Source organism: Chromatiales bacterium 21-64-14 (assembly GCA_002255365.1).
Lineage (GTDB): Bacteria > Pseudomonadota > Gammaproteobacteria > 21-64-14 > 21-64-14 > 21-64-14.
In genome coordinates this window covers 1-23,005 of record NCBI01000035.1, presented here as the reverse complement: position 1 = coordinate 23,005, position 23,005 = coordinate 1, and the positions used below count along the sequence as shown (strand labels likewise).

15 protein-coding genes are annotated in these 23,005 nt (G+C 68.6%); 9 read left to right on the top strand and 6 right to left on the bottom strand.

What is annotated here, in order from left to right; all coding sequences use genetic code 11:
* Window positions 1-110: 110 nt before the first annotated feature.
* From B7Z66_12910 to B7Z66_12895, 4 genes are all read left to right on the top strand, one after another.
* Window positions 111-632, top strand: a complete 522-nt coding sequence (locus B7Z66_12910; protein OYV75437.1) for a superoxide dismutase — start codon at window positions 111-113, stop codon at window positions 630-632.
* A gap of 152 nt (window positions 633-784) precedes the next feature.
* Entirely contained in the window at window positions 785-1,540 is a 756-nt protein-coding gene (locus tag B7Z66_12905) for an SAM-dependent methyltransferase (GenBank protein OYV75436.1), read from the top strand.
* Window positions 1,541-1,657: 117 nt separating this feature from the next.
* Window positions 1,658-2,554, top strand: coding sequence for an oxidoreductase (locus B7Z66_12900; protein ID OYV75435.1), 897 nt, complete (start codon window positions 1,658-1,660; stop codon window positions 2,552-2,554).
* 419 nt (window positions 2,555-2,973) lie between these two features.
* Window positions 2,974-4,368 carry a magnesium transporter gene (locus B7Z66_12895; protein OYV75434.1) on the top strand — a complete coding sequence of 465 codons (1,395 nt, stop codon included), beginning with the start codon at window positions 2,974-2,976 and terminating at the stop codon, window positions 4,366-4,368.
* Here B7Z66_12895 and B7Z66_12890 read toward each other — a convergent pair.
* From B7Z66_12890 to B7Z66_12870, 5 genes are all read right to left on the bottom strand, one after another.
* Window positions 4,365-5,327, bottom strand: a complete 963-nt coding sequence (locus B7Z66_12890) for a hypothetical protein (GenBank protein OYV75433.1) — start codon at window positions 5,325-5,327, stop codon at window positions 4,365-4,367. The genes B7Z66_12895 and B7Z66_12890 overlap by 4 nt on opposite strands.
* 140 nt (window positions 5,328-5,467) lie before the next feature.
* Window positions 5,468-6,577, bottom strand: coding sequence for a ferrochelatase (locus B7Z66_12885; GenBank protein ID OYV75432.1), 1,110 nt, complete (start codon window positions 6,575-6,577; stop codon window positions 5,468-5,470).
* A 118-nt stretch (window positions 6,578-6,695) separates the two neighbouring features.
* Window positions 6,696-7,595, bottom strand: a complete 900-nt coding sequence (locus B7Z66_12880; protein ID OYV75431.1) for a 5'-nucleotidase — start codon at window positions 7,593-7,595, stop codon at window positions 6,696-6,698.
* A 280-nt stretch (window positions 7,596-7,875) separates the two neighbouring features.
* Complete coding sequence (locus tag B7Z66_12875; protein OYV75430.1) at window positions 7,876-11,271, bottom strand: hypothetical protein; 3,396 nt, start codon at window positions 11,269-11,271, stop codon at window positions 7,876-7,878.
* Window positions 11,258-13,987 (bottom strand): hypothetical protein, encoded by a 2,730-nt coding sequence (locus tag B7Z66_12870; protein ID OYV75429.1) that lies wholly within the window; start codon window positions 13,985-13,987, stop codon window positions 11,258-11,260. Before B7Z66_12870 ends, B7Z66_12875 begins: the two co-directional genes overlap by 14 nt.
* A gap of 219 nt (window positions 13,988-14,206) precedes the next feature.
* On the opposite strand from B7Z66_12870, the gene B7Z66_12865 reads away from it, so the two are divergent.
* The 5 genes from B7Z66_12865 to B7Z66_12845 all read left to right on the top strand — a co-directional run bounded on the left by B7Z66_12865 (window position 14,207) and on the right by B7Z66_12845 (window position 19,129).
* Complete coding sequence (locus tag B7Z66_12865; protein ID OYV75428.1) at window positions 14,207-15,841, top strand: hypothetical protein; 1,635 nt, start codon at window positions 14,207-14,209, stop codon at window positions 15,839-15,841.
* Window positions 15,842-15,942: 101 nt separating this feature from the next.
* Entirely contained in the window at window positions 15,943-17,064 is a 1,122-nt protein-coding gene (locus B7Z66_12860) for a hypothetical protein (protein ID OYV75427.1), read from the top strand.
* A gap of 47 nt (window positions 17,065-17,111) precedes the next feature.
* The gene (locus B7Z66_12855; protein ID OYV75426.1) at window positions 17,112-18,194 is read left to right on the top strand and encodes a hypothetical protein; all 1,083 of its coding nucleotides are present in this window, start codon (window positions 17,112-17,114) and stop codon (window positions 18,192-18,194) included.
* Between the two features lie 5 nt (window positions 18,195-18,199).
* Window positions 18,200-18,796, top strand: coding sequence for a hypothetical protein (locus tag B7Z66_12850; GenBank protein OYV75425.1), 597 nt, complete (start codon window positions 18,200-18,202; stop codon window positions 18,794-18,796).
* A gap of 6 nt (window positions 18,797-18,802) precedes the next feature.
* The gene (locus tag B7Z66_12845) at window positions 18,803-19,129 is read left to right on the top strand and encodes a hypothetical protein (GenBank protein ID OYV75424.1); all 327 of its coding nucleotides are present in this window, start codon (window positions 18,803-18,805) and stop codon (window positions 19,127-19,129) included.
* A gap of 99 nt (window positions 19,130-19,228) precedes the next feature.
* On the opposite strand, the gene B7Z66_12840 is transcribed toward B7Z66_12845, so the two are convergent.
* Window positions 19,229-23,002 carry an excinuclease ABC subunit A gene (locus tag B7Z66_12840; protein OYV75454.1) on the bottom strand — a complete coding sequence of 1,258 codons (3,774 nt, stop codon included), beginning with the start codon at window positions 23,000-23,002 and terminating at the stop codon, window positions 19,229-19,231.
* Between the last annotated feature and the right edge of the window lie 3 nt (window positions 23,003-23,005).

The window sequence follows — 23,005 nt, the reverse complement described above, 5'->3', positions numbered from 1 at the left end:
TCCCGTTCCCGGTGATCTGCTACCATGGGATAGTGCCCATTCGCGGTGTCGCTCGGGGGAGAGCGGGCCGATCACGGATGGGGTCAGGGACCGGACGGGAGGGTTGGGCCATGAACAAGCGTTCCATGATGCTGATGGGTTTGGTGCTGGGTGCGGGGACCGCCCAGGCGGCGGAGCAGGTGGTGCAGATGCGGTTGGTGACCCCCGCGGGTGTGGGGCAGGAGATCGGCACCATTCGGGTGACGAATACCCACTACGGTGCCCTGTTCACTCCGCAGTTGCACGGCCTGAGCGCCGGGATCCATGGGTTTCATCTGCACCAGAAGCCGGCCTGCGGGCCCGGTACGAAGGATGGCAAGACGGTTCCAGGTCTGGCGGCAGGCGGACACTTCGACCCGCGGCGGACCGGGCATCACGAAGGGCCTTACCGGCGCGGCCATCTGGGTGACCTGCCGGCGCTGTACGCGGACGCCGCGGGTGACGTAACCACCCCGGTACTGGCGCCACGTTTGAAGGTGAAAGACCTGAAGGGGCATTCCCTGGTGATCCACGCCGGAGGCGACAACTACTCGGACGCCCCCGCCGCCCTGGGTGGTGGTGGCGCCCGGGTGGCTTGCGGGGTGGTGCAGTAGCCGGGGTGGCAGCGGCGCCGCTCGGTCCGCAGGATCCAAGCCGCAAATCGGTGAAACCAGGCGCTACCTGCGTGGCTGTTTAACGGCTCCGGTTGGCGTACGCTGCGCCGCCGGGTTTGGCAGGCGGCGGTGTTGACGACGAGGAAAGACCGTTGGGTGGCCAGACCTGGGATCCGGAACGCTACCGGCGCAATGCACGCTTTGTGGCCGAGCTTGGGGAACCGCTGCTGGACTTGCTCGCGCCCGCGCCGGGGGAACGTATCCTGGATCTGGGCTGCGGGGACGGGGCACTCACCGAGAAACTCGCGGCACGCGGGTGCCAAGTCGTCGGCGTGGATGCCAGCGCCGCCCAGGTACAGGCGGCCCGCGCCCGCGGACTGGACGCGCGGGTGATGGACGGCGCGGCGCTCGATTTCGATGGCGAATTCGACGCGGTGTTCAGCAATGCCGCGTTGCACTGGATGGCGCAACCGCGTGCGGTGACCGAAGGCGTCTGGCGCGCACTGCGTCCCGGCGGACGGTTCGTGGCGGAGTTCGGCGGCGCGGGCAACGTGGCGGCGGTGCGTGCCGCCCTGCACCGGATCAGCACGCGCCACGGCATCGATCCCACGGCCGCGGATCCGTGGTATTTCCCGGCGCCGGAGGCGTACCGCGTCCTCCTTCAGAGCCAGGGTTTCCAAGTGGAACACCTCCAACACTTCGAACGCCCCACGCCCCTGCCCGGGGACATTCGTGGATGGTTGGAAACCTTCTGCGGAAGCTTCTTGGCAGCGCTACCTGTGGACCGCCAGGGGCGATTTCTGGACGAGGTCCGGGAGGCCCTCGGTGCCCTGTGTGGCGCCGACGGGCGTTGGGTCCTGGACTACGTGCGGTTGCGGGTGGTGGCCCATCGGCCCAGGGCGGTGTAAGGCGTTGCCATCCGATCACGCTGGCGGGTCGTCGACGCGGTTGCGGTCATGGGTGGTCGACGCCGGGTAGCTGGCGTCACCAGACGCGGCGGCCATGCGGCTCCCCGAGAAGTTCCGATGTTGAAGGTGAAGGACGCACGAACCATGAAGACGGGTTTCATTGGGCTCGGCGCCATGGGTTCGCCTATGGCCGCCAACCTCGCCCGTGCCGGGTTCCTGGAGGCGGTGTGGAACCGGACCCGCGCCAAGGCGGATGCGTTAGCCCAATCCACCGGTGTCGCGGTGGCGAGCGATCCGGCGGCGCTGGCGGCGCGCTGCGACGTGGTGTTGCTGAGTGTAGCGGCGGACCACGATGTCATCGCTATGATCGAGGCGCTGCTGCCGGCGGTGCGGCCCGGCACGGTGGTGGTGGATACCTCCACAGTACGGGCCGACACCGCCCGGCGCTGCGCGGAACGGCTGGCCTACGCAGGCGCGCAATTTCTGGATGCCCCGGTGTCCGGTGGAGTGGAAGGCGCGCGCAACGGCGCTCTCGCGATGATGGTGGGTGGCGCGGCGCAGGCCCTGGACCGGGTGCGCCCGGTGCTGGAATCCGTAGCGCAACGCATCGTGCACATGGGCTTGGTTGGGGCAGGGCAGGCCACCAAAGCGGTTAATCAGGTGATGGCCGCCGGAATCAACCAGGCGGTCAGTGAGGCGTTGGCCTTCGCCGCGGCCCTGGACCTGCCCCTGGATCGGGTCATCGATGTGGTGGGCGGCGGCGGCGCCGGAAACTGGTTTCTGAGCCATCGCGGCCCGGGGATGGCAGCCGGGCGTTTCGAACCCGGCTTCCGCGTGGCGCTGCATCGCAAGGATCTGGAGATTTGCCAGCAGATGGCCCAGACCTTCGGCGCCCACCTGCCCTTGGTGGAGATGACCCTGGTGCACTACCGGCGGCTGATGGACGCGGGCTTCGGGGACGCCGACATCTCGGTATTGTTCCGCGCGAAGCAGGAACAGTTCTCGAAAGAATAGCTTGTGAGACCAGAACCTCCGGCCTGCCTTTCCATCGTAGTAAGGGGGCGGCGGACCGGGGCAGTAGCATTGAACGTGTCGGCCAAGGCGAGAGACGGAAACGCCGCCTGCCTTCTTCGCTGCGCCTTGTCACCCGCATAATCGCGGTCGTTGATCCGTTCCCTGACGGCCACGAATCCCGGTACCACCGCCTGCGCCGCAAACCCCGGACCGTCGCTGCCTGCGCCGCCGAGCCCGGCCGGGGCACGCGCTGCTTGGTATCCGCTGCGCGTGCGGTACCGCTGTCGGAGGCCGGGTGGCGCTGCGGTCGCCGATTCCAATGCAACGAATTAATACCTCACAAGCGCCTTGGTGTATCCTGCGCCGACGCCGACCCGAGGACTGCGGCCCGGGCCCACCGCAACGAAGGAACGGACGAGATGTGGAAATACCGTCTTCCGCGCACCCATCACGGGGAACTGCTCCGGCGCGCCCGTGAGAAGGCCAAGACCCGCGACCTCAAGACCCTTGCCCGCTGGCTGGGCCGACTCCACAGCGCCGATGCCGCTCAGGTGCTGGAGAGTCTGCCCGCCGACCAGCGCACCGAGGTGTTCCGGCTGCTGAAGCACGGGGCCGCGGTGCCGGTCCTGCTCGAGTCGCGTTCCGAAGTGCATCGTGCGTTGATCGCCGATCTCTCCGACCGGGAGATCGCCGCCCTCGTCAGCGATGTTCCGGCCGACAACGCGGTGCGTATCCTGGAGATGGTCAGCCGCTCCCGGCGCGAAGAAATCGTTTCGCTGATTCCGGACCGGCTCCAGGAACGTTTCCGGTTGATGCTGGACTACCCTCAGAGCGCCATCGGCCGGCGCATGACCCGCCGGGTCCCCATCGTCGTGGGCCCGGACGCCACGGTGGAGGACGCGGTGAACCTGCTGCGCGCGGAACGCGAGCGCTATGTGTCTATTGAAACTGTCTTCGTGGTGGATCAGGACCAGTTGCTGATCGGCGTGCTCGCACTCAGCCGCCTGGTAATCGCTGACCGCGATCAGACCATGGGAGCGCTCATGGAACCGCCGCCGGTTCCGGTGCATCCGGAATCGGACCAAGGTGAGGTGGCGCGCCTGTTTGCCGCCTACAATCTGCTGACTCTTCCGGTACTGGATGAAACCGGACACCTGCTAGGCGCGGTGACGGTGGACGACATCGTGGACATCATCACCGCGGAGAACACCAAGGAGATCCTGCGCCTCGGCGGCGTTTCCGGCGAAGGGCAATTGGGACCCTACTGGAGCGGCAGTGTGATCCAGGTGGTGCGGCGGCGTTTTTCCTGGATCATCCTCCTGTTCCTGGCGGAGACCCTGACCGGGACGGTGTTGCGCGGCTTTCAGAACGAGATCCAAGCGGTGGTTGCCCTGTCGTTCTTCATCCCCCTGGTGCTGAGTACCGGCGGCAACACCGGCTCCCAGAGCGTGACCACCATCATCCGCGGTCTCGCCCTGGGCGAGGTCAACTGGAACGACTGGTGGCGCGCGGTGCGCCGCGAGTCCTATACCGGCCTGTTGTTGGGGCTCGCCCTGGGGGTCGTGGGGTTCTTACGCGTCATGCTATGGGGACAGCCCGCGCCCATTGCCACCACCATCGCCCTCACGGTGGTGGTGATCACGATCTGGGCCAACGCCGTGGGCGCGGTCATTCCTCTGGCGGCGTCGCGCTTGCGATTGGATCCCGCCGTGTTGTCCGCGCCGTTTATCGCCACCTTCGTGGACGCGACCGGGCTGTTGATCTACTTCAGCATTGCAAAGGTGGTGCTTAACCTGCACGGAGCCCCGAGCTAGACGTGATTGCGCAGCATCAACTCCTCGGGGTACGGGTGTAGATACACCTGCTGCGCGATGTACGGATCCGGCTGACGGCGGAAGTGGTGCTTGAACAGGGTGATCGGCACCACCAGGGGCAGCAGCCCGGTGCGGTACGCCTCGATCGTCTCCTGCAACTCCGCCCGGTCGTCCCGGTCCAGCACCCGCTTGAGATAACCGGACAGGTGCTGAAGCACGTTGGTGTGGCGCCGACGGGTGGCCAAGTGGCGCAGGGCCCCCATGAAGCCAGTGGCATACTCCGCGGCGAGGCCTTGCATCGACCGGGCCCCGGCATCCGCCACCAAACGGCCCAGCGTCCGATAGTGTTCCGTGCCATGGGACATCAAGGTCAGCTTGTGAGCGGCATGGAAGGCCACTAGCGCGCGCGGCGTGAGCCGCGCCGCACAGAGTGTGCGCCAGCGGTGGTAGGCGAATACCCGCTCGATGAAATTCTCCCGCAGCGCCGGATCGTTCAGCCGCCCCTCCTCCTCCACCGGCAGCAATGGGTGGCGCTTCACGATCTGCCGTGCATAGAGCCCGGTGCCGCGCCCTGCCACGCCCCCCGTGGTCCGGTACACCGGTACCCGGTCGAGTCCGCAGCTTGGCGAGCGGGCCTTGAACAGATAGCCGCTGAGGTCTGACAGTGCGGTGGCCGTGCGCCGTCCGAAGACGCGGAGCCGGTCACTCACGTCGAGCGCGGGGTCGCGCACCCCCACCGCGCGCGGGTGGTCCGGCGTGTCCACCAGCCGGATCGGGGGGCGCGGCACCCCAAGGCCGATGCCCACCTCCGGACACACCGGCACGAATTCAAAGTAACGGGCCAGGACCTCCGTGATGAACGGGTCGCGCTTATGGTTGCCGTCATAGCGCACCGGCTCGCCCAGCAGGCAACTGCTGATGCCGATGCGGATCGGGGCCGGGGAGGTATGGGTTGTCATGAATTGCGTATCCGTTCCAAGTCCTAAGCACGCAGGACCGTCACTCAAAGATAAATGCTGCTCGGGTGGCAGCGAAGGGCTTGTGGCGCGGGTCGTCAACGGGTGGGGCCGCCCGACGCCGGGACGTCACGCCGGGAGATTCAGCGCGGCGCGCCGAGGGCTTGCGCCCGGCGCGCGGTTTCCCTGCCGGCGGTCTGCCCCTCGGGGTCGTCGCCGGGATCGGTGTCCGGCCAGCCCTGCAGGTGCCGCGTCACCAGGTCCGCGAGCATCCGCACATGGGACGGCTGATCGTTGAGGGCTGGGATGTAGTGGAAGGTGGCGCCGCCCGCTTCCAAAAACCAGCGCCGGTTGAGCTCCGCGATCTCGTCCAGGGTCTCCAGGCAATCGGCGGAGAATCCCGGACACAGCACTTCCACGGACTTGACCCCCTGCCGGGCCCACGCCCGCAGGGTATGGTCGGTGTAGGGCTGGAGCCATTCCGCGCGCCCGAACCGGGACTGGAACGTCACTTGCCAGCGCTCCGGCGGGAGTGCGAGGGCTTCTGCCACCAGGCGTGCCGTCTTGTGGCATTGGCAATGATAGGGATCTCCCGCGGTGAGATTACGTCTCGGCAGCCCATGGAAGGAGAACATCAGCCGCTCGGCCTCGCCGTGTTGCGCCCAGTGGTGGCGCACCGACTTGGCCAGGGCCGTGATGTAACCCGGTTCGTCATGATAGCTCATGATGGTGCGTAGCTCCGGCATCCAGCGCCAAGTGCCTAGCACTGCGGCCACCGCGTCGAAGGTGGACGCGGTGGTGGTGGCGGAGTATTGCGGATACAGGGGAAGCAACAGTAATCGTCGCACGCCCGCACGGCGTAACATATCGAGGGCCGTGGGCAGGGCGGGATTGCCATAGCGCATACCCAGCGCCACCGGCACCGGGCCCGGCAAGCGCGCTGCCAGTTCCGTCTCCAGCGCTTGAGCTTGACGCCGTGCGATGGCCAGCAGCGGCGAGCCCTCCGGGGTCCAGACGCGGCGATAGAGGCGCGCCGCGTGCCGCCCGCGCAGCGGGGCGATGACCCCGTGGAGCAGCGGGAGCCACAGGCCGCGCGGCAGTTCCACCACGCGCGGGTCGGAGAGGAACTCCGACAGATAACGGCGCAGTGCCGCCGGAGTGGCGGCGTCGGGGGTACCCAGGTTCGACACCAGTACGCCGGTGCGGGCGGGGCTGCCGTGGACGTAGTCGGCTTCGCCCTGAAACGTGCTCATCGGTTCCCCTGGAATCGGTGGCCGGCAGAGCGGCCATTGTAACCGGGGGCCGTGGCCTTGTCAGAGGGACGGCGGATCCTGCGGTCGTCAGCGCGCCGGCGCCGGAGATGCGCCGTGCTCAGGAGTTGGCGACCCCATGCGGTACGTGGCCGGTGGGTACGTGTTCGCGTGCCGAGTCGCAGTGGCCGCGCTGGTCGTCGAAGAAGATGTCGGCGCCGAACGCCTTCAGGAAGGCGCCCTTGCCCAAACCGCCCAGGAACACCGCCTCGTCGATGCGGATGTTCCAGGCTCGCAGCGTGCGGATCACCCGCTCGTGGGCCGGCGCCGAGCGCGCGGTGAACAGCGCGGTGCGGATCGGTGCCGCCTCCGGCGGGTACTCCGATTGGATGCGCTGCAGTGCCGCCAGGAAGTTTTTGAACGGCCCGCCGGGCAGCGGTTCATTGGCCGCCGCCTGTTCGGAGGCGCTGAACGCCTCCAGCCCCTGGCTCTGATAGACCCGTTCCGCGTCGTCGGAGAACAGCACCGCGTCCCCGTCGAAGGCGATGCGCAGTTGCGCGCCCTGGCTCACCCCGACTTTGGACGGCAGGATGGTGGCGGCGGCTACTTCCATCTGCAGCGCCTGGGTCACGTCGTCGGGGTCCGCGGACAGAAACAGGTGCGCCCCGAAGGTGGGCACGTACCGGTAGGGACTGGCCCCGCCGGTGAAGGCGGCGCGGCTGATTCCCAGCCGGTAGTGCTGCACCGAGTTGAAGATGCGCAGCCCGGTGTCGGCGCTGTTGCGTGATAGCAGGATGACCTCCACGCGGGGCGCGGCGGGGTTGCCTTCGTTCAACGCCAGGAGTTTCTGCACCAGGTTGAACGCGCCGCCTGGCTCCAGGACCTCGTTCTCGTGCTCGATCTGATACCGGCAGTAGGCGTCCACGCCCTGCTCCGTGAACACGCGATGGCTCTCCTCCAGGTCGAACAGGGCGCGTGAGGAAATCGCTACCACCAGTTTGTCGTCGAAGGTCACGGGCATCGTATGGGTGCCGTCTGTCGGTTGTGTTGCTCAGGGCCTCGGGACACGCTACCGGAACCGGGCGCTGGGCGCCAGCGCGTGCGGCGGTCTGGCCCCCGGGCGGCCTGGGGGGGTGTCTACCGCCGCGGTATGCGACCGGCACACCTCCCATGGATGTTCCCGTCGCAGCATGTCGACCGTTGGCCTACCGCGGTCGAACTCGATCCCCGATTTCCCGCGCGCTTCGCGATGCGCAGATTACCCGCCCAGCTTGCTGGTGTTGCGTGGCCGTAGACCCCTTTCAGGGTTTCCCTGCTTCCCACTCGCGCCAGCCCTGCAGCAGTGGAAAGTACAGGCCGAGGCGCACGGGCCGCGACTCGGCACTTCGCAGCAGCGCGCCGTAGCCTTCCAGTTGCGGGCGGTAGCGCGTCTGTTCCCGGTCCAGGAAGGTTTCCACCCCGGCGCCTTCGTGGCCACCGGTCTTGAAGTCGATGATCCAACGCGTCCCGTCCTGATCCACGAAGGTGCGGTCAATCACCACGCGGCGGATGACCCCGTCGCGGGTCCCGGTGAGGGCATACTCGCTGTGCGCCTCGGTGTGATCGCCGGACAGGATCCAATGGGCACGGGGATCCTCCAGGACTCCGTGCAGCGCCCGCGTCACCCGCTCCAGCGCTGCCTCCAGCGCGTCCGGCGCGACGCCGAGCCGGATCAGCGCTGCCCGCCAAGTGCCGCGGCAGTCCTGTACGCGCGCCGCGTCCCAGGCTGCCACGCCCTCCTGGGCAATGCGCCGGAGCGCCCGGTGCACCACGGTGCCCGCGTGGCGGGTGGTATCGCGTACCCACTGGAATTCCAGGTCCGTCACCGAGGGGGGGGTGGAGGCTCGCGGCGGGGTCCACGCTACGTCATCGGGGGGCGACGGCGTTCGCCATCCCGCTGGCACGCGTCGCAACGCGCGCGGCACCGCGACTGCCGGAGCTGTGTCAGGCACGGGCGCAGAAACGGTTTCCGCCGCCAGCGTTTCCCGAAACCGGCCTTCCACCACTGGCCAGAGCAGGCTGAGCAGGGACCCGGCCTGGGGCGCGAGGAGCTGCGGACCGGCGTCGGTGGACTTCATCCTTGCACGGCCGAGCAGATGCAGGCGGCGGCGCGCCCGGGTGGCGGCCACGTACAGCAGCCGGCCGGCCTCGTGCCGTGCGCGGGCGCCGTCCACCGATTTCACATATCGATAGATCGGATCCTCCTCGTTCCCGGCGGGCGCGATGGGGGCCAGCAGTACGTCCGCGTGTCCGTCGGCGGTGCCGGTCTCGATCCAGCGCAGCAGGCGTGCGGAGTCCGCCGGCGGGCGGCGATCCAGGCCCGGCACGATCACGGTGTCGAATTCGAGCCCCTTGGCCTTGTGCAGACTCATGATCTGAAGGGTGTCCGGTGCTTCCACATCGGGTTGGGCATAGAGCTGTCCCACCCTTTCCTCCAGGGTGTCCAAGTCCGCAAGGTCGCCGCCTTCATCCAGGGTTTCCAGCAGTCCCAGGAACACCCGCGCGTCCGCCAGCGCCGTGGCATCGCCGCACGCCGGTCCTCCCAAGGCCAGCCACACGCCTTCCACCCAGGTGCGCAAGGCACGCCGTTGACGTTGCGCGCGCGCCGCTTCCAGCACCGCCCGCACGCGCGCGAGCCGCGCGCGTCCGTCATCGCTCAGGTTGGCCATCCGTTGCGGGTCGTCGCACAGTTCCCGCAGCGTGCGCACGCGGTCGCCGCCAGCGAGGGCGTGCAGATCCGCCAGGCACAGCCCGCACCACGGTGCCCGCAACACCGCGAGCCACGCCACCCGGTCCGCGGGGTGCAGCAGGGCGCGGGTCAGCGCCAACAGGTCCTGTACCACCGGGCGTCCGGCCAGGGGCTCGATGTCCAACGCCTGATAGCGCAGCCCCGCGGCGCGCAGCGCCGGCAGGATAGCGCCGAGATGGGTGCGCGCGCGTACCAATATCGCCGTGCGTCCCCCCGGGTCCTGCGTCTGGGCGTCGCGAATCAGATGCACTACTTGCTGCGCCTCCGCGTCTGCGCGCCCCGGAGGCAGCGGGTGCAGATGCACCGCCGGCGCCGGGTCGGCATCGTGCCAAGGGGTGGCCGCGACGTAGGTGACCGCGCCGGTATCCGGATCCTCACAAGGGGGGAACACCACGGGGAAATGCCGGTTCACCCATTCCACCACGCCGGCCCGGGAGCGGAAGTTCACGGACAGGGTGAGGGTCTCGGGCACGATCCCGCCGATCCCGCGCCGCCGGGTGTGCAGATACAGGGCCACGTCCGCTTCCCGGAACCGGTAGATGGACTGCATGGGATCTCCCACCAGGAACAGGGTGCGCCCGTCCCCCGGCTCCCAACCGGCGGTCAGGCGCCGCAGCAGCTCGTACTGGCTGTAGGAGGTGTCCTGGAACTCGTCCACCAGCAGATGCCGGATCCGGTAGTCCAGAACGAGGGCCAATTCCGTGGGCGATTCCTCATCCCCCAGGGCGTCCACCGCCGCTTGGGTGATCTCCACATAGTCCGCCTGCCCGCGTTCCTGGAATACCAAGCGCAGTTGCGCCACCGCGACGCGCAACAACTCGAACAGCGCCTGCAGCAAGGCCCACTGCGCCTCGGTATAACGTGTGGGCGGCAATCCCCGTACCGCGTGCAGCTGCGCCCGCAGGGCGTCGTCCGCGGCCCACTGCTCCAACAAGGCATGACCCAGGGCGCTCATTTCGGCGCCGCTGCCGTTGCGGCTGGCGGGCACCCCTACGGTGGCGGTGAGTTTCTTGCGCCAGTGCCCCTCTGCGGTTAGCAGCAAGCCGGCGATGCCCCGCCACTGCTCCACACCGCCGGGATCCGCGCTGGGCAGTGCGGAGATGCCGGCACAGGCGCGGATAGGGGAGTTGCGGCCCGCGGCCCGCAAGATTTCACCGGCGTAACCGGCAAGCCGCGCGAGGTCGGTTCCACTGGGGCCGGAAAGCCGCCCGCACAGCGCCGTCAGGGCCGCTGTCACGGTGTCCGCCAAGGCCCCTTCCAAGGCATCGCGCAAGGCCTCTGGCGCCAGGTCACGGCGCAGGTGCCGTCGCCACTGGTCGCGCCGCGCGAGCATGTCGACCAGCAGCCCTTCGGCCTTGGGGAAATCGTTGTCCAGATGCAGCAACAACTGCGCGATGGCGTCGGACCATTGGGCGCCGGTCTCCACCAGGCGCAGGGTGGCACGCGCCGCATCCCGGTAGAGCGGCGCACACGGCTCGGCGATGGCGGGCGGTGCGCCGAAGCGGGTCAGCCACGGCATCTGCCGGGTGAGTCCGCTGCACAGGCCGTCGATGGTATGGATGCGCAGCCGCGCCGGGTGGGCCCGCAGGTTCCATCCGCGTATGCCGTCCCGTTGCCGGACCCCCTGGGCCAGGGTCCGGGTGCGTTGCCCGTGGGCGCTGTCCGGGACCGGCAGGTCGGTGGCGTCCAGGGCATCGAGGATGCGGTTGCGCATCTCCGCCGCCGCCTTGCGCGTAAAGGTGATGGCCACTACCTCTTCCGGTTCGTCCACCGCGCACAGTAGCTGCAGGTAGCGTTGGGTCAGCAGCTCGGTCTTGCCGGAGCCCGCCGGGGCCTGGACGATGAAGGAATGCCCCGGGTCGAGGGCCTGTTCCCGGGCCGGCTGATCCGCCGGTTCACGCGCCGCCATGGCCGTTCTCCGGGTCGTCATCGGCGCACAAGCCCTGCTCGTGGATCCGGCATAGGGCGGGGAGGTCGCAGTACTGGCAGGAGCGGGTCGGATCCTTCGGGTCCACCTGCGCGGCACCGGACCGGAATCCCTCCCCCAATGCCTCCACCGCGCGCCGCCGGTCCGCCAACAGCGTATCCCAGCGCCCGCCGTAGGGCGCCAGGTCGGTGTGGTCCGCTGCCGCCAGCGCGGGGACGCCGGGCAGGGTATCCGCATGTTCCGCGAGTCCTGCGAAGCCCAGTTTTCCGGGCTTGAGGCGGGCGAAGGCCAACGCGGTTACCGGCCCCGGGTCCACACTCGCATAGAGCAGCAGTTGCGGTTCGTCGGGACGCGGGCCGAACCAACTGCTTACCTTGGGATCGCCGGTCTTGTAGTCCACGATCACGCGCCCGCCGTCCGCCAGCACGTCCACCCGGTCTGGGCGCACGGTGACCGGGATGCCTGCCACCTCCGCCACCCGCGTGCGCTCCGGTTCAGCCACCGTGAAGGGCGTGCGTCCGCGCTCCACGGCGAGCCATGCCAGGGTGAGCTCCACCAGGCGCTGTTGCTCCAATGCGCGGAACCGGGGTCCAAAGTCGTGCGCCCGGTGGCGCGCGAAATCCTCCAGAACCGCGTCGGTCACCGCGGTGACCAGGGCGGCGAGCTGCGCGTCGTCGCGCTCCTGGAGGGCGCGCCACCCGCCGAGTTGGTTCCACACCTGCTCCAGGACCCGATGTGCCAGCGTTCCGCGGTCGCGGAGATCCAATCCGTGCCGGGGCGAGTCGAGCGCCCGCGCCCCCAGACGGTGACGGGCGTAGGCCCGGAACGGGCAGGCGGCCTGATCCTGAAACAGCGCGCTGCCTCCGGTCACCGGCTCTCCGGCGGCGAGGACCGGGGCGTGCGCGTCGTCCACGATGTCCAGAGGCGAGGCCGCTGCGAGGATGCGCTCCCCGTAGGTGGCGATTGGGTTACCCGGCAGCGTATGCGGAGCTGCCATCGGCAGCGCGGCGATCAGCGGGCTGGGACGCAGGCTACGGTCCTGTTCCGCCAGGGGATGGGAGACCACGACTTGGGGTGCGCTCTCGAGCAGGCGCCGGGTGATCCGTTGTGCGTAGGCGAGTTCACCGCCGGCGCTGGCGTGAGGCATGCCCAGGCTGCGCTGTAGGGCGACCGGAATGAAGGGGTTGGGTTCCGGCGGCCGCGGCCAGCACCCGTCGTGCAGGCCGGTGACCCACAGGTGGGAGAACGCCTGGCCTGCCGCCTCCAGCATCCCCATCACCTGCACCGGAGCCGGGTGTTCCAGGGGTTGGAAAATGCGCTCCCGGGCGAGGCGCCGCAGGCGCGCCAGGGCGGGGCCCGCGGAGAGCGGGCCGGTGACCGCGCTCAGGGCCGCGAACGCGGACAGCAGGTCCCGAAATGCGCCCACCGCCTGGTATTCGGTGCTGTCCAGGGGCCGGTCCCCGGGCCAACCCATGCGTTCCAGCCAGCGCGAGTAGCGTTCCGCCCAGGTGGCGGGCAGGGCGCGGGTTACGCCCTGGGCCGAAAGTTCCCGTTCCAGCTGTGCTAATCCCGCCGCCAAGCGCGGCGCCGCGGACTCCGGGTGTCCGGCGGGTCCGGTCTCTGCCAAGCGGCCGATCCAGGCGGCGCGGACTACCGGTTCACCCCGGCGCCGCAGCCAGGCATCGAGCCGGGCGCGGCCGGCGGCCTCGGCGGTCCCGCCGGCCAGGAACGGGGTGCGCAGCAGGGCACCGGCCTCCTCGAGGGGCATATCCCCCTGGGCCAATGCCAACACCCGCAACGCGGCCCGGACCACCGGCAGTTCGGCCAGGGGAAGACCGAGCGAGAGGTGAAACGGCCGTGGCCCGGGCGCCGCGCCCGGCAACGCCGCGCCGGGTTGCAGTACTGTCTCCACGATCCGTTCGGTTTGCGCCCGGGTGGCGGCCAAGTCCGGGATCACGATCCCGATGGGACCCGCCGCCCCCTGTTCCAGCAGCGCCCGGGCCCAATGCGCTGCCGCTTCCCGCTCCGCGGTCCCGTCCGCCGCGGGGACCCGGTGGACGGTTTTCCCGGTCGGTTCGGGGTGCCATTCCTCCACCCGGCACCCCATCTGAATCAGGGTTTCCCACAGCGTCTGCTGCTGGGGGGTCTGCTGGTCAAACCCCGCGCGCACCAGGTGCCCGGGGGTCGCCAGCGCCCCGGAGCGGAGCGCCTCCGCCAAGCGGTCCGGCAGGCCGGCATGGTCGAGCCAGCGGTGCCGGGCGCATTGACCACGGAATGCGACGCTCCAGGCGAGAAACGCATCGGCGTCGGCATTCAACACGCCGCGATGGTCCTCCAGCCGGCAGCGCCAAGCCGCCAACAAGGACCAGGCGTCCCGTGCCCGCTGCGCGGCGCCCGGCAGCTGGAGCAGCACGGCACGGCCGCCCTCCGCTGACTCGATCACCTGTTCCCACAGGGCCGCTTCCTGGGCGTCACTGAGCAGCACCGGCGGGCCGGCGCGCTCCCAGGCGCCGGCGTCCAGGCCGTCTTCCCAGCAGCGTTCCAGCCACGCGCCATAGGGCAGGATATCGGCACTCGGCCAGAGCGCCGCGTGTTGCGCCCGGTGCTGATCGTAGGCCGCCCCCAGGCGCCGGGCCAAGTGACGGTTGGCGGTGACCAGCGTGGCCCCAGCCTCGAGAGCAGCGAACAGACGTTCCATGGCGCGGACAGGGATCCGGGGGTTGCGTTACGGGATTCCGGCAGCGGGACGCGCCTGCGCGGCGCCCGCCCATGCGGCCACCGCCCCGCGCCAGGATCCGTGGAGGGTGAACCGGTACCCGAAAGCCTATATACTGCGCCCGGTCTTTCCAAGCCCGCCGGCCCACGTCCCGCCGCCGCCCGGCGTCGCACGGCCCGCCGACGGTTACCGCGTACCAGGATGCCCATCAAGTTCTCACTGCCGTTCTGGGTATGGGGCTGGCTGCTGCTCGCCGCCGGGATGCTCGCGGTGCGCACGGTAATTCCCATCGACGAGACCCGCTACCTCTCCGTGGCCTGGGAGATGTGGTGGCGTCACAGCCAGTGGGTGCCCTACCTCAACGGGCACACCTATGACGGTAAACCGCCGCTGCTGTTCTGGCTCATGGAGTTGGGCTGGATGGTGTTCGGCGTGTCCGCCTGGTGGGCGCGGCTGGTGGCGCCGTTGTTCGGGCTGCTGGCGCTGTTTATCACCCAACGTATCGCGCGCCGCTTGTGGCCCGACGGCTCCGCGGCGGTCCTGGCGCCCACCATCCTGTTGGGCGCTTTCTACTGGGCGGTGTTCTCGTCGGCGACCATGTTCGACATGCTCCTCAACGCCTTTGCGTTGCTGGCGGTGTACGGGCTGATCCGGGTCTGGCAGGGAGGCAGCGACCGGTATTTTTGGCTCACCGGCCTCGGGCTCGGGCTCGGCATCCTCGCGAAAGGCCCGGTGGTGTTCCTGCCGGTGGCGGCGGTGGGCCTCACCGCGCGCTGGTGGATGAAGGACACCCGTCCGGCGACCTTGAGCTGGCGACGCTGGTACACCGGACTGTTGCTGGCCTTGGGGGTGTCGGTGGCCGTCGCCCTGCTGTGGCTGATTCCCATGGCAATCCAGGGCGGTTGGCACTATTTCATCGACATGACCTGGCACCAGACCGCCGGCTACACGGTGCATTCGTTCTCCCACCGGCGCCCCTGGTGGTGGTATTTGCCCCTGTTGCCGGTACTGCTGTTCCCCTGGTCCCTATGGCCGGACGGGTGGCGTGCCAGCGGGCGCATGGCGCGGCGGCTGGATCTGGCGGAGGTGCGCCTGTGTCTTGCGTGGTCGATTCCGGTGCTGATCCTGTTCTCCCTGATCAGTGGCAAGCAGCCGCATTATTTGTTGCCGATCTTTCCGCCACTGGCCCTGCTGCTGGCGCGCGGGTTGAGCGTGTACGAGCCGAAGACCGCGCGATTTCCCCTGCCGGGCTTGGTGTTCCTGGGGCTCGCGGGCCTCTGGTTCGCGGTGCCGTTCAGTTCCCATCTCGCCCACACCCTGGCATGGCCCGTCCATGTCCCGCTGATATTCGCTGGAGCCCTGGCCAGTGCCCTGGCGGTGATCGGTGTGACGCTGCTGGCCTGGAGCGGGCGGCTTGCCACTGCGCAGCGGGTGCGGGTGCTGGCCGCCGCGACCTGGGTGATGCTGTTGATCATGGCCGGCGGACTGTTCCGCGCATCGTGGCCGGCCTACGACGTGCGTCCGGCGAGCGCGTTCATCCGCAACCTGGCGGCGGTGGGCGCGCCGGTGGCGATCTCCGATAGCTCCTACCAGGGTGAGTTCAATTTCTTCGCGCGGATCAAGGCTCCGATCACCGAGGTACGGGGCCCCGCGCTGCTGGATTGGGCCCGCGCGCATCCCGACGGCTACGTCATTGCCTATGTGACGTTGGCGAACTGGAACCGCAACGCCCCTCCCTCGCCCCTGTACCGCCAGCTCTACCGGGGCGAAGGCATGGGCGTCTGGAGTGCCCGGCAGCTCGTCGCCGACCCGGGCCTGGTGCAGCGTTTTGACTAGCCCGCGCTCGTTGCCGGCCTACCGCCGTGGCCACCGATGCCGGTGCCAAGGCGAGACGTGCTCCCGGTGTCCGCCGCGACGGCGTGCCTGCCACGCATTCGATGCCCCGCGGTCCGTGCGTCCCGCCCGTCCTTGGTGGGGGTGCCCCCTTGCAATACAATCTTCCCGCAAACCTGACCACAGGAATCCCACTGACCATGTTACCAGCCACTGAATCCAACGCCCGCACCACCCCGCTACGGGTCGTGCTCCTCGGCCTCGGCCGCTGGGGCGCCAACCATCTGCGCGTACTGCGCGGCCTGCCCGTCGAACTCTATTGCGTGGATACCGCTCCGGCGCGTCTCTCCAAGTTGGCGGAGTCCGGATTTCCCGCGCAACGCCTCAGCACCGATCCCTACCAGTTCCTGACGCAAGTGGACTGCGCGGTGGTAGCGACCCCCGCCGAGACCCACTACGAGCTTTGCCGCCGCTACCTGGAGGCGGACAAGGATGTGTTCGTGGAGAAGCCGCTGACATTGGCATCACGGGATTCCAAAGAGCTGGCGGAACTTGCCGAGCGCCGCGCGCGCATCCTGCAGGTGGGGCACATCTTCCGCTTCGATCCTGCCGCCCAGTGGCTGAAGGAAGCCATCGGCAAGGGCGAGTTCGGGCAACTGAAGATCCTCCGCGGCAACTTCAGCGGCTTCAAGCGCCCGCGCAACGATAGCGGCGTCACCTTTGCCGATGCGATCCACTTCGTGGACCTGTTCAACCTGTTCATGGATCGCCCGCCGGTACGGGTCACTGCGGTGCTGAACGACTTCCTCGGCCGCGGCATGGACGATGAGTCCTGGATTGCCCTCGATTATGAGCTGCCGGGCGGCGTGGTCTCGGCGATGGTGGAGACCGGCTATCACACCCCCGGCAAATACCGGGAGGTTAAGGTCATGGGACACAAGGCCAGTGCCATCTGCGATTTCAACGTGGCGCAGTACAAGGTGCGCATGGTGGATGCCCGCCACGAGGTGGGCCAGAACGGCGTCGTGGCGGTGGAGGAAACCAGCCGCCTGCTGGAATTTCCGCCGGAGGAGCCATTGCTCGCCGAGGTGCGCGCGTTTCTCGACTCGGTTGGTACCCGCGCCGCGCCCGCTGCGGACGGCTGGGCGGGTTACTGGGCGGTGCGCGTCATTGAGCGCGCCCTGGAGTCCGCGCAGCAGCGCAAGACCCTCTCCCTGGACGGCTAGGCCCTGCGCCGTCGCGATTTCTTCATTTCGAAAAGGAACTGGAACCGATGAACAAGATCCCTCTGTCACGTGTATTTCTTAACGACGAGGTCCGCGAGGCCGTCCTACGGGCGGTCGACTCGGGTAGCTATATCCTCGGCGCTGAGTGCAAGGCCTTCGAGGCGGAACTGGCCCGCTATGTGGGGATGGCACACTGCGTACTGTCCTCATCATGGACCGCGGCGGTCTCGTTGCTGCACGAGGCCATGGGCCTGGCGCCCGGTGACGAGGTAATTGTCCCGTCCCATACCGCGTTTCCGTCCATCGAACCCCTGATCCACCGCGGGGCCAAGCCGGTGTTTGTGGACGTGGACAAGACCTATTGCCTGGATCCCGCGGCGGTGGAGGCCGCGGTGACGCCGCGCACGGTGGGGATCATTCCGGTTCATCTCTACGGGCATCCCGCGGATATGGATCGCATCATGGCCATCGGGGAACGGCACAAGCTGTGGGTCCTGGAGGATTGTGCGCAGGCCCACGGCGCGCGTTACCGCGACCGGCCGGTGGGCTCCATCGGCACCGCCAGTGCGTTTTCCTTTTATCCGTCCAAGAACCTCACGGTGCTCGGGGACGGCGGTTGCGTCATGACCAACGACGCGCAGGTGGCGGAGCGGGTGCGCATGTTGCGCAACCACGGGCGCAAGAGCAAGTTCACCCACGATATCGTGGGCTATAATCAACGCTTCAATGAGATCCAGGCAGCGGCGGGACGCGTGATGCTGCGCCATCTGGACGAGCTGAACACCCATCGGCGCAGGGTGGCCGCGCGCTACACGGAGCGTCTCGCGGGTGTCGTCGAGACGCCCGAAGAGCAACCGTGGGCACAGTCGGTATACCACATGTACGTGATCCGCCACCGGGACCGCGACGGACTCGGCGCCCACCTTGAGGAGAACGGCATCGCCACGGGGATCCACTACCCGGTGGCGAATCACCAGCAGCCGGCGGTAACTGACCTCTACCCGGATCTGCCGGCGCTGCCGCATACCGAGGCGCTGGTGAATGAGATCCTCTCGCTGCCGATTTACGGTGAACTTTCGCTGGAGGATGCCGACCGGGTGTGCGAGACGATTGCTGCGTATCGAGGTTGAACTCGATGCATCATCCCGAGGTCAGCTTTACTATCCCGTGCTATAACGAAGAGAACAACCTCGGGCCACTGATACAGGCCATTAACTGCGGTGAGTCGGCCGCGAGTTTCGCGGCGATGCGCGCCGCACGTGGGGAATTCATCGTTACTCTGGATGCCGACCTGCAGAACGATCCTCGCGACTTCCCCGCGTTCTTCGCGGCGTTGGCCGGTGCCGACTGCGTCTGTGGCACCCGCAAGCAGACGCGGCGCGAAGGGGACAGCTGGGTCAAGAGCGTGGTGTCGCGGATCTCCAACGCGGTGCGCAGCCGGATCCTGCAGGACCCCATCACCGACGCCGGCTGTACCTATCGGGCCTTCCGGCGCGAATGCATCGACCAAGTGCCGTTCTTCAAGGGGGTTCACCGGTTTCTACCTATCCTGATCGGCCTGCAAGGTTATCGGGTGACTGAAGTGCCGGTGGTGAATCAGGAGCGCAGGAGCGGCAAGAGCCACTACGGTGTATGGGACCGTGCGGGCGCGGTGATCGATATGTTCGCCGTGCGCTGGATGAAGAAACGCATGGTCCGGTATACCGTCACGGAACGATATCCACCGGAGTAGCCCGCCATGAACTGTCAATACCACGGTGTCTGGTTGACGGAACCCCACCGCGTGCTGGGGCTGGACTGGAGTTACCTGACTCTGCTGGGCCTGGTGGGGGCCATCGCCTTCTCCATGCGCTTCATCCTCCAGTGGGTCCATTCGGAGCGCGCCGGAAAGAGCGTCATTCCGGTGTCCTTCTGGTACTGGAGCATCGGTGGCAGCCTGATCATGCTGGCGTATTTCATCTTCCAGCGCGACCCGGTGGGCGTCCTGGCTTATCTTCCGAACTCCGCGATCTATTTGCGCAATCTGTACCTGATCCGCAAGGACCGGCAGGCCGGCGTCGCCTAGCCCGCGGCGCGGCGGACCCGGTCCGCATGGCGCGTACGCGAGTTCCAACCGTTCATCCCAACCCGAACCGAGTTGAGTTGGGCCACGGAAACCGGTCCGCTATTTTTTCTTCCGGGCCACGCGCCGTGGCGGCGCGCCGGTTTCCGGCCCGTTACCGCGGGTCTTGAGAAACTCCCGCAGGATGCGCCCGGTATGGGAGCCGGAGCGCACCTTGGCTACCTGTTCCGGCGTGCCCTGGGCCACGATCCGTCCGCCGCCCGCGCCGCCCTCGGGACCCAGGTCGATCACCCAGTCCGCCTCGGCGACCACGTCCAGGTTGTGTTCGATCACCACCACGGTGTTGCCCGCGGTCACCAGCCGGTGCAACACGCGGATCAGTTTTTCCACGTCGGCCATGTGCAGACCAATGGTGGGTTCGTCCAGCACGTACAAGGTGTGCGCGGGGGCTCTGCTGCCGCCCGGGTCGGGCCGGGCCTTCGACAGTTCGGTGACCAGCTTGATGCGTTGTGCCTCGCCGCCGCTCAGGGTCGGGCTCCGCTGGCCCAGGGTGAGATAGCCGAGCCCCACGTCTTCCAGCAGGCGCAGCGCGTGGTGGATCCGCGGATGCACCGCGAAGAACGCCGCGGCCTCCACCACGCTTAGGGATAGGACCTCGGCGATGGTGTGGTCCTTGTAGCGCACCGCCAGGGTTTCGGGCGCAAAGCGCGCCCCGCCGCAGGCCTCACAGGGTACCGTCACGTCGGGCAGGAAGCTCATTTCGATGCGCTTGGCGCCCTGCCCGTCACAGGCCGCGCAACGCCCGCCTGCCACATTAAAAGAGAACCGGCTGGGACCGTAACCCCGCAGTCGTGCCTCCGGCGTATCGGCGAACAGCCGCCGGATCGCGTCCCAGAATCCTACGTAAGTGGCCGGGCAGGAGCGCGGGGTCTTGCCGATCGGGGTCTGGTCTACTTCCAGGACCCGGCCCACTGCCTCCCAGCCCGCGATCTCCCGGCAGCTCAGCCACGGCGTGGTGCGCGCCCGCCCGCGGCGCCCACCGGCGATGCGCCGTTGCAGATTCTCGCGCAGCACCTGCCGCACCAGGGTGCTCTTGCCGCTGCCGCTGACGCCGGTGACACACACCAGCCGCTCCAGCGGAATACGCACCCGCAGATTGCGCAGGTTATGCAGCCGCGCCCCGGTGACGGTCAGCGCGGGCGCCGCGCCGCGGCCGCGCATCTGCGGGACCGGCCGGCGGGTCTCCATCAGGGGGTGGCGCAAGGGCCGCGCCAGCAGCCGGCCGGTCACCGAGCGCGGGTTGCGCATCAGGGCCTGCACCGTGCCCTGCGCCACTACGCTACCGCCGTTCACACCGGCGCCGGGGCCCAGGTCCACCACGTGACTGGCGCGCCGGATGGTCTCCTCGTCGTGTTCCACCACCACCACGGTGTTGCCCTTGCGTTCCAACTGTTCCAGCGTGTCCAGCAACATGCGGTTGTCGCGCGGGTGCAGGCCGATGGTGGGTTCATCGAGGATGTAGCACACGCCGCGCAGGTTGGAGCCAAGCTGGGAGGCGAGCCGGATGCGCTGGGCCTCGCCGCCGCTCAGGGTGGGCGCTGCCCGGTCCAGGGAGAGATAGGACAGACCCACTGATTTCAGGAATGCGAGGCGGCCGCGCAACTCGGGCAGGATGTCGCGCGCCAGCGCCGCTTCGCGGCCCGCTAGGCGCAGGGCGCGGAACGCTCGTTCCGCAGCGGCGACCGGCAACGCGGTGAACGCCGCGATGCTGCGGCCCTGGAAGTGTACCGCCAGGGCCTCCGGACACAGGCGTTGTCCCGCGCACGCCGAACATACCGCCGTCTCGCCTTCCCACCACTCGTTCCAGCCGATCTCCTCGCCGCTCTGTTCCGCGTCGAACCCCGCCAGGGCCAGGCCGGTTCCGTAGCACTGCGGGCACCAGCCGCGGCTCGAGTTGTAGGAGAACAGCCGCGGATCCGGCTCCGCAAAGCTGCGTCCGCAGCCCGGGCAGGCACGCGCGGTGGAGAACAGCGCCTCGGCGCGGCGGGCCCGCGCCCCGCCGGTGCCCGCACCCGCCGGTGCGATCCGCACCATGCCCTTGCCGAAGGCGATGGCCCGCTCCACCAGGGCCCGCAGTGTGGCCTCGTCCGCAGCGCGCACTGACAGCTCCCCCACCGGCAACTCGATATCGTGTTCGCGGAAGCGGTCCAGGCGCGGCCATGGTTCCGTGGGCGTATTGGTCCCGTCCACGCGCAGGGTGTCGAAGCCCTTGGCGCCGGCCCACTTGGCGAGATCCGTGTAGTAACCCTTGCGCCCGGTCACCAGGGGCGCGAGCACCTGCACGCGCCTGCCGCGGTAATCCTTGAGGATGCGCGCCACGATCGCCTCCGGGGTCTGCGGGCGGATCGGGATCCCGCAGTCCGGACAATGCTGCACCCCGAGCTTCACGAACAGCAGGCGCAGGAAGTGATAGATCTCCGTCATGGTGGCCACGGTGCTCTTGCGTCCGCCGCGGCTGGTGCGCTGCTCAATGGCCACAGTAGGCGGGATGCCGAAGATCGCGTCCACGTCGGGGCGCGCCGCGGGTTGCACGAACTGGCGCGCGTAGGCGTTCAGGGATTCGAGATAGCGGCGTTGACCCTCGGCGAACAGGATGTCGAAGGCCACCGTGCTCTTGCCGCTGCCACTCACCCCGGTTACCACTGTGAAGCGCCCCCGGGGCAGTTGGACGTCCACGTTCTTCAGGTTGTGCTCGCGCGCGTTGTGGATGCGGATCATGGTGCCCGCGCCGTTGCCGGTGACCGCCTTGCGGGCCGCGATGCGGGGTGTCTGCGGCCCGCCTTTCGCCTGCGCCCGTAACGCGGCGCCGGTATGGCTCGGGCGGCAGCGGACCACGTCCCGGGGTGTGCCGCTCCACACCACGGTACCGCCCGCCGCGCCGCCTTCCGGGCCCAGGTCGATGATCCAGTCCGCGGCCGCGATCACGTCCAGGTTGTGCTCGATCACCACCAGCGAGTGACCCTGGTCCAGCAGTCGCTGGAACGCCTGGAGCAGCGTGGCGATGTCGTCGAAGTGCAGGCCGGTGGTGGGCTCGTCGAACAGGAACAAGGTGCCACCGTCCGCGGCGCGGCTGCGCACCAGATGCCCGGCGAGCTTGAGGCGCTGGGCCTCGCCACCACTCAGGGTGGGCACCGGCTGGCCGAGCTTCAGATACCCGAGGCCCACCGCCCCCAGCGGATCCAGGGCGCGCACGACCTCGGGGCTGTCGGCAAAGAAGGCGCGCGCCTCCGTCACCGTCAGTTCCAGGACTTCCGCGATCGATGCGGTCCAGGAGGCCGCGGTGACACGCCCCGGTGTCCGGGCGCCGGCCCGCGCCGCCGTACCCCGCCGTTGTTCCCCGCGCCTCGGATCCGGACCGGGCAGCTTCACCTCCAGGATCTCCGGCCGGTAACGGCGCCCGTCGCAGTCCGGACAACGCAGATACACATCGCTCAAAAACTGCATCTCCACGTGCTCGAACCCGTTGCCGCCGCAGGTGGGGCAGCGCCCGTTGCCTGCGTTGAAGCTGAAGGTACCGGCGGTATAGCCGCGCTCCCGCGCCAAGGGCTCGGCGGCGTAGCGCTTGCGGATCGCATCGAACGCGCCGACGTAACTGGCGGGGTTGGAGCGCGTGGTCTTGCCGATCGGGGATTGGTCCACGAGCACCACGTCGTCGAGGGCCTCGTGGCCGGTGATCGCGCGATGGCGCCCCGGGGGATCCGCCGGGTGCCCCTTGAGCTTGCGCAGGGCGTTGTAGCATACGTCCTGTACCAGAGTGGATTTCCCGGAGCCGCTCACTCCGGTGACGCACACCAGACGGTTGAGCGGGATCTCCACATC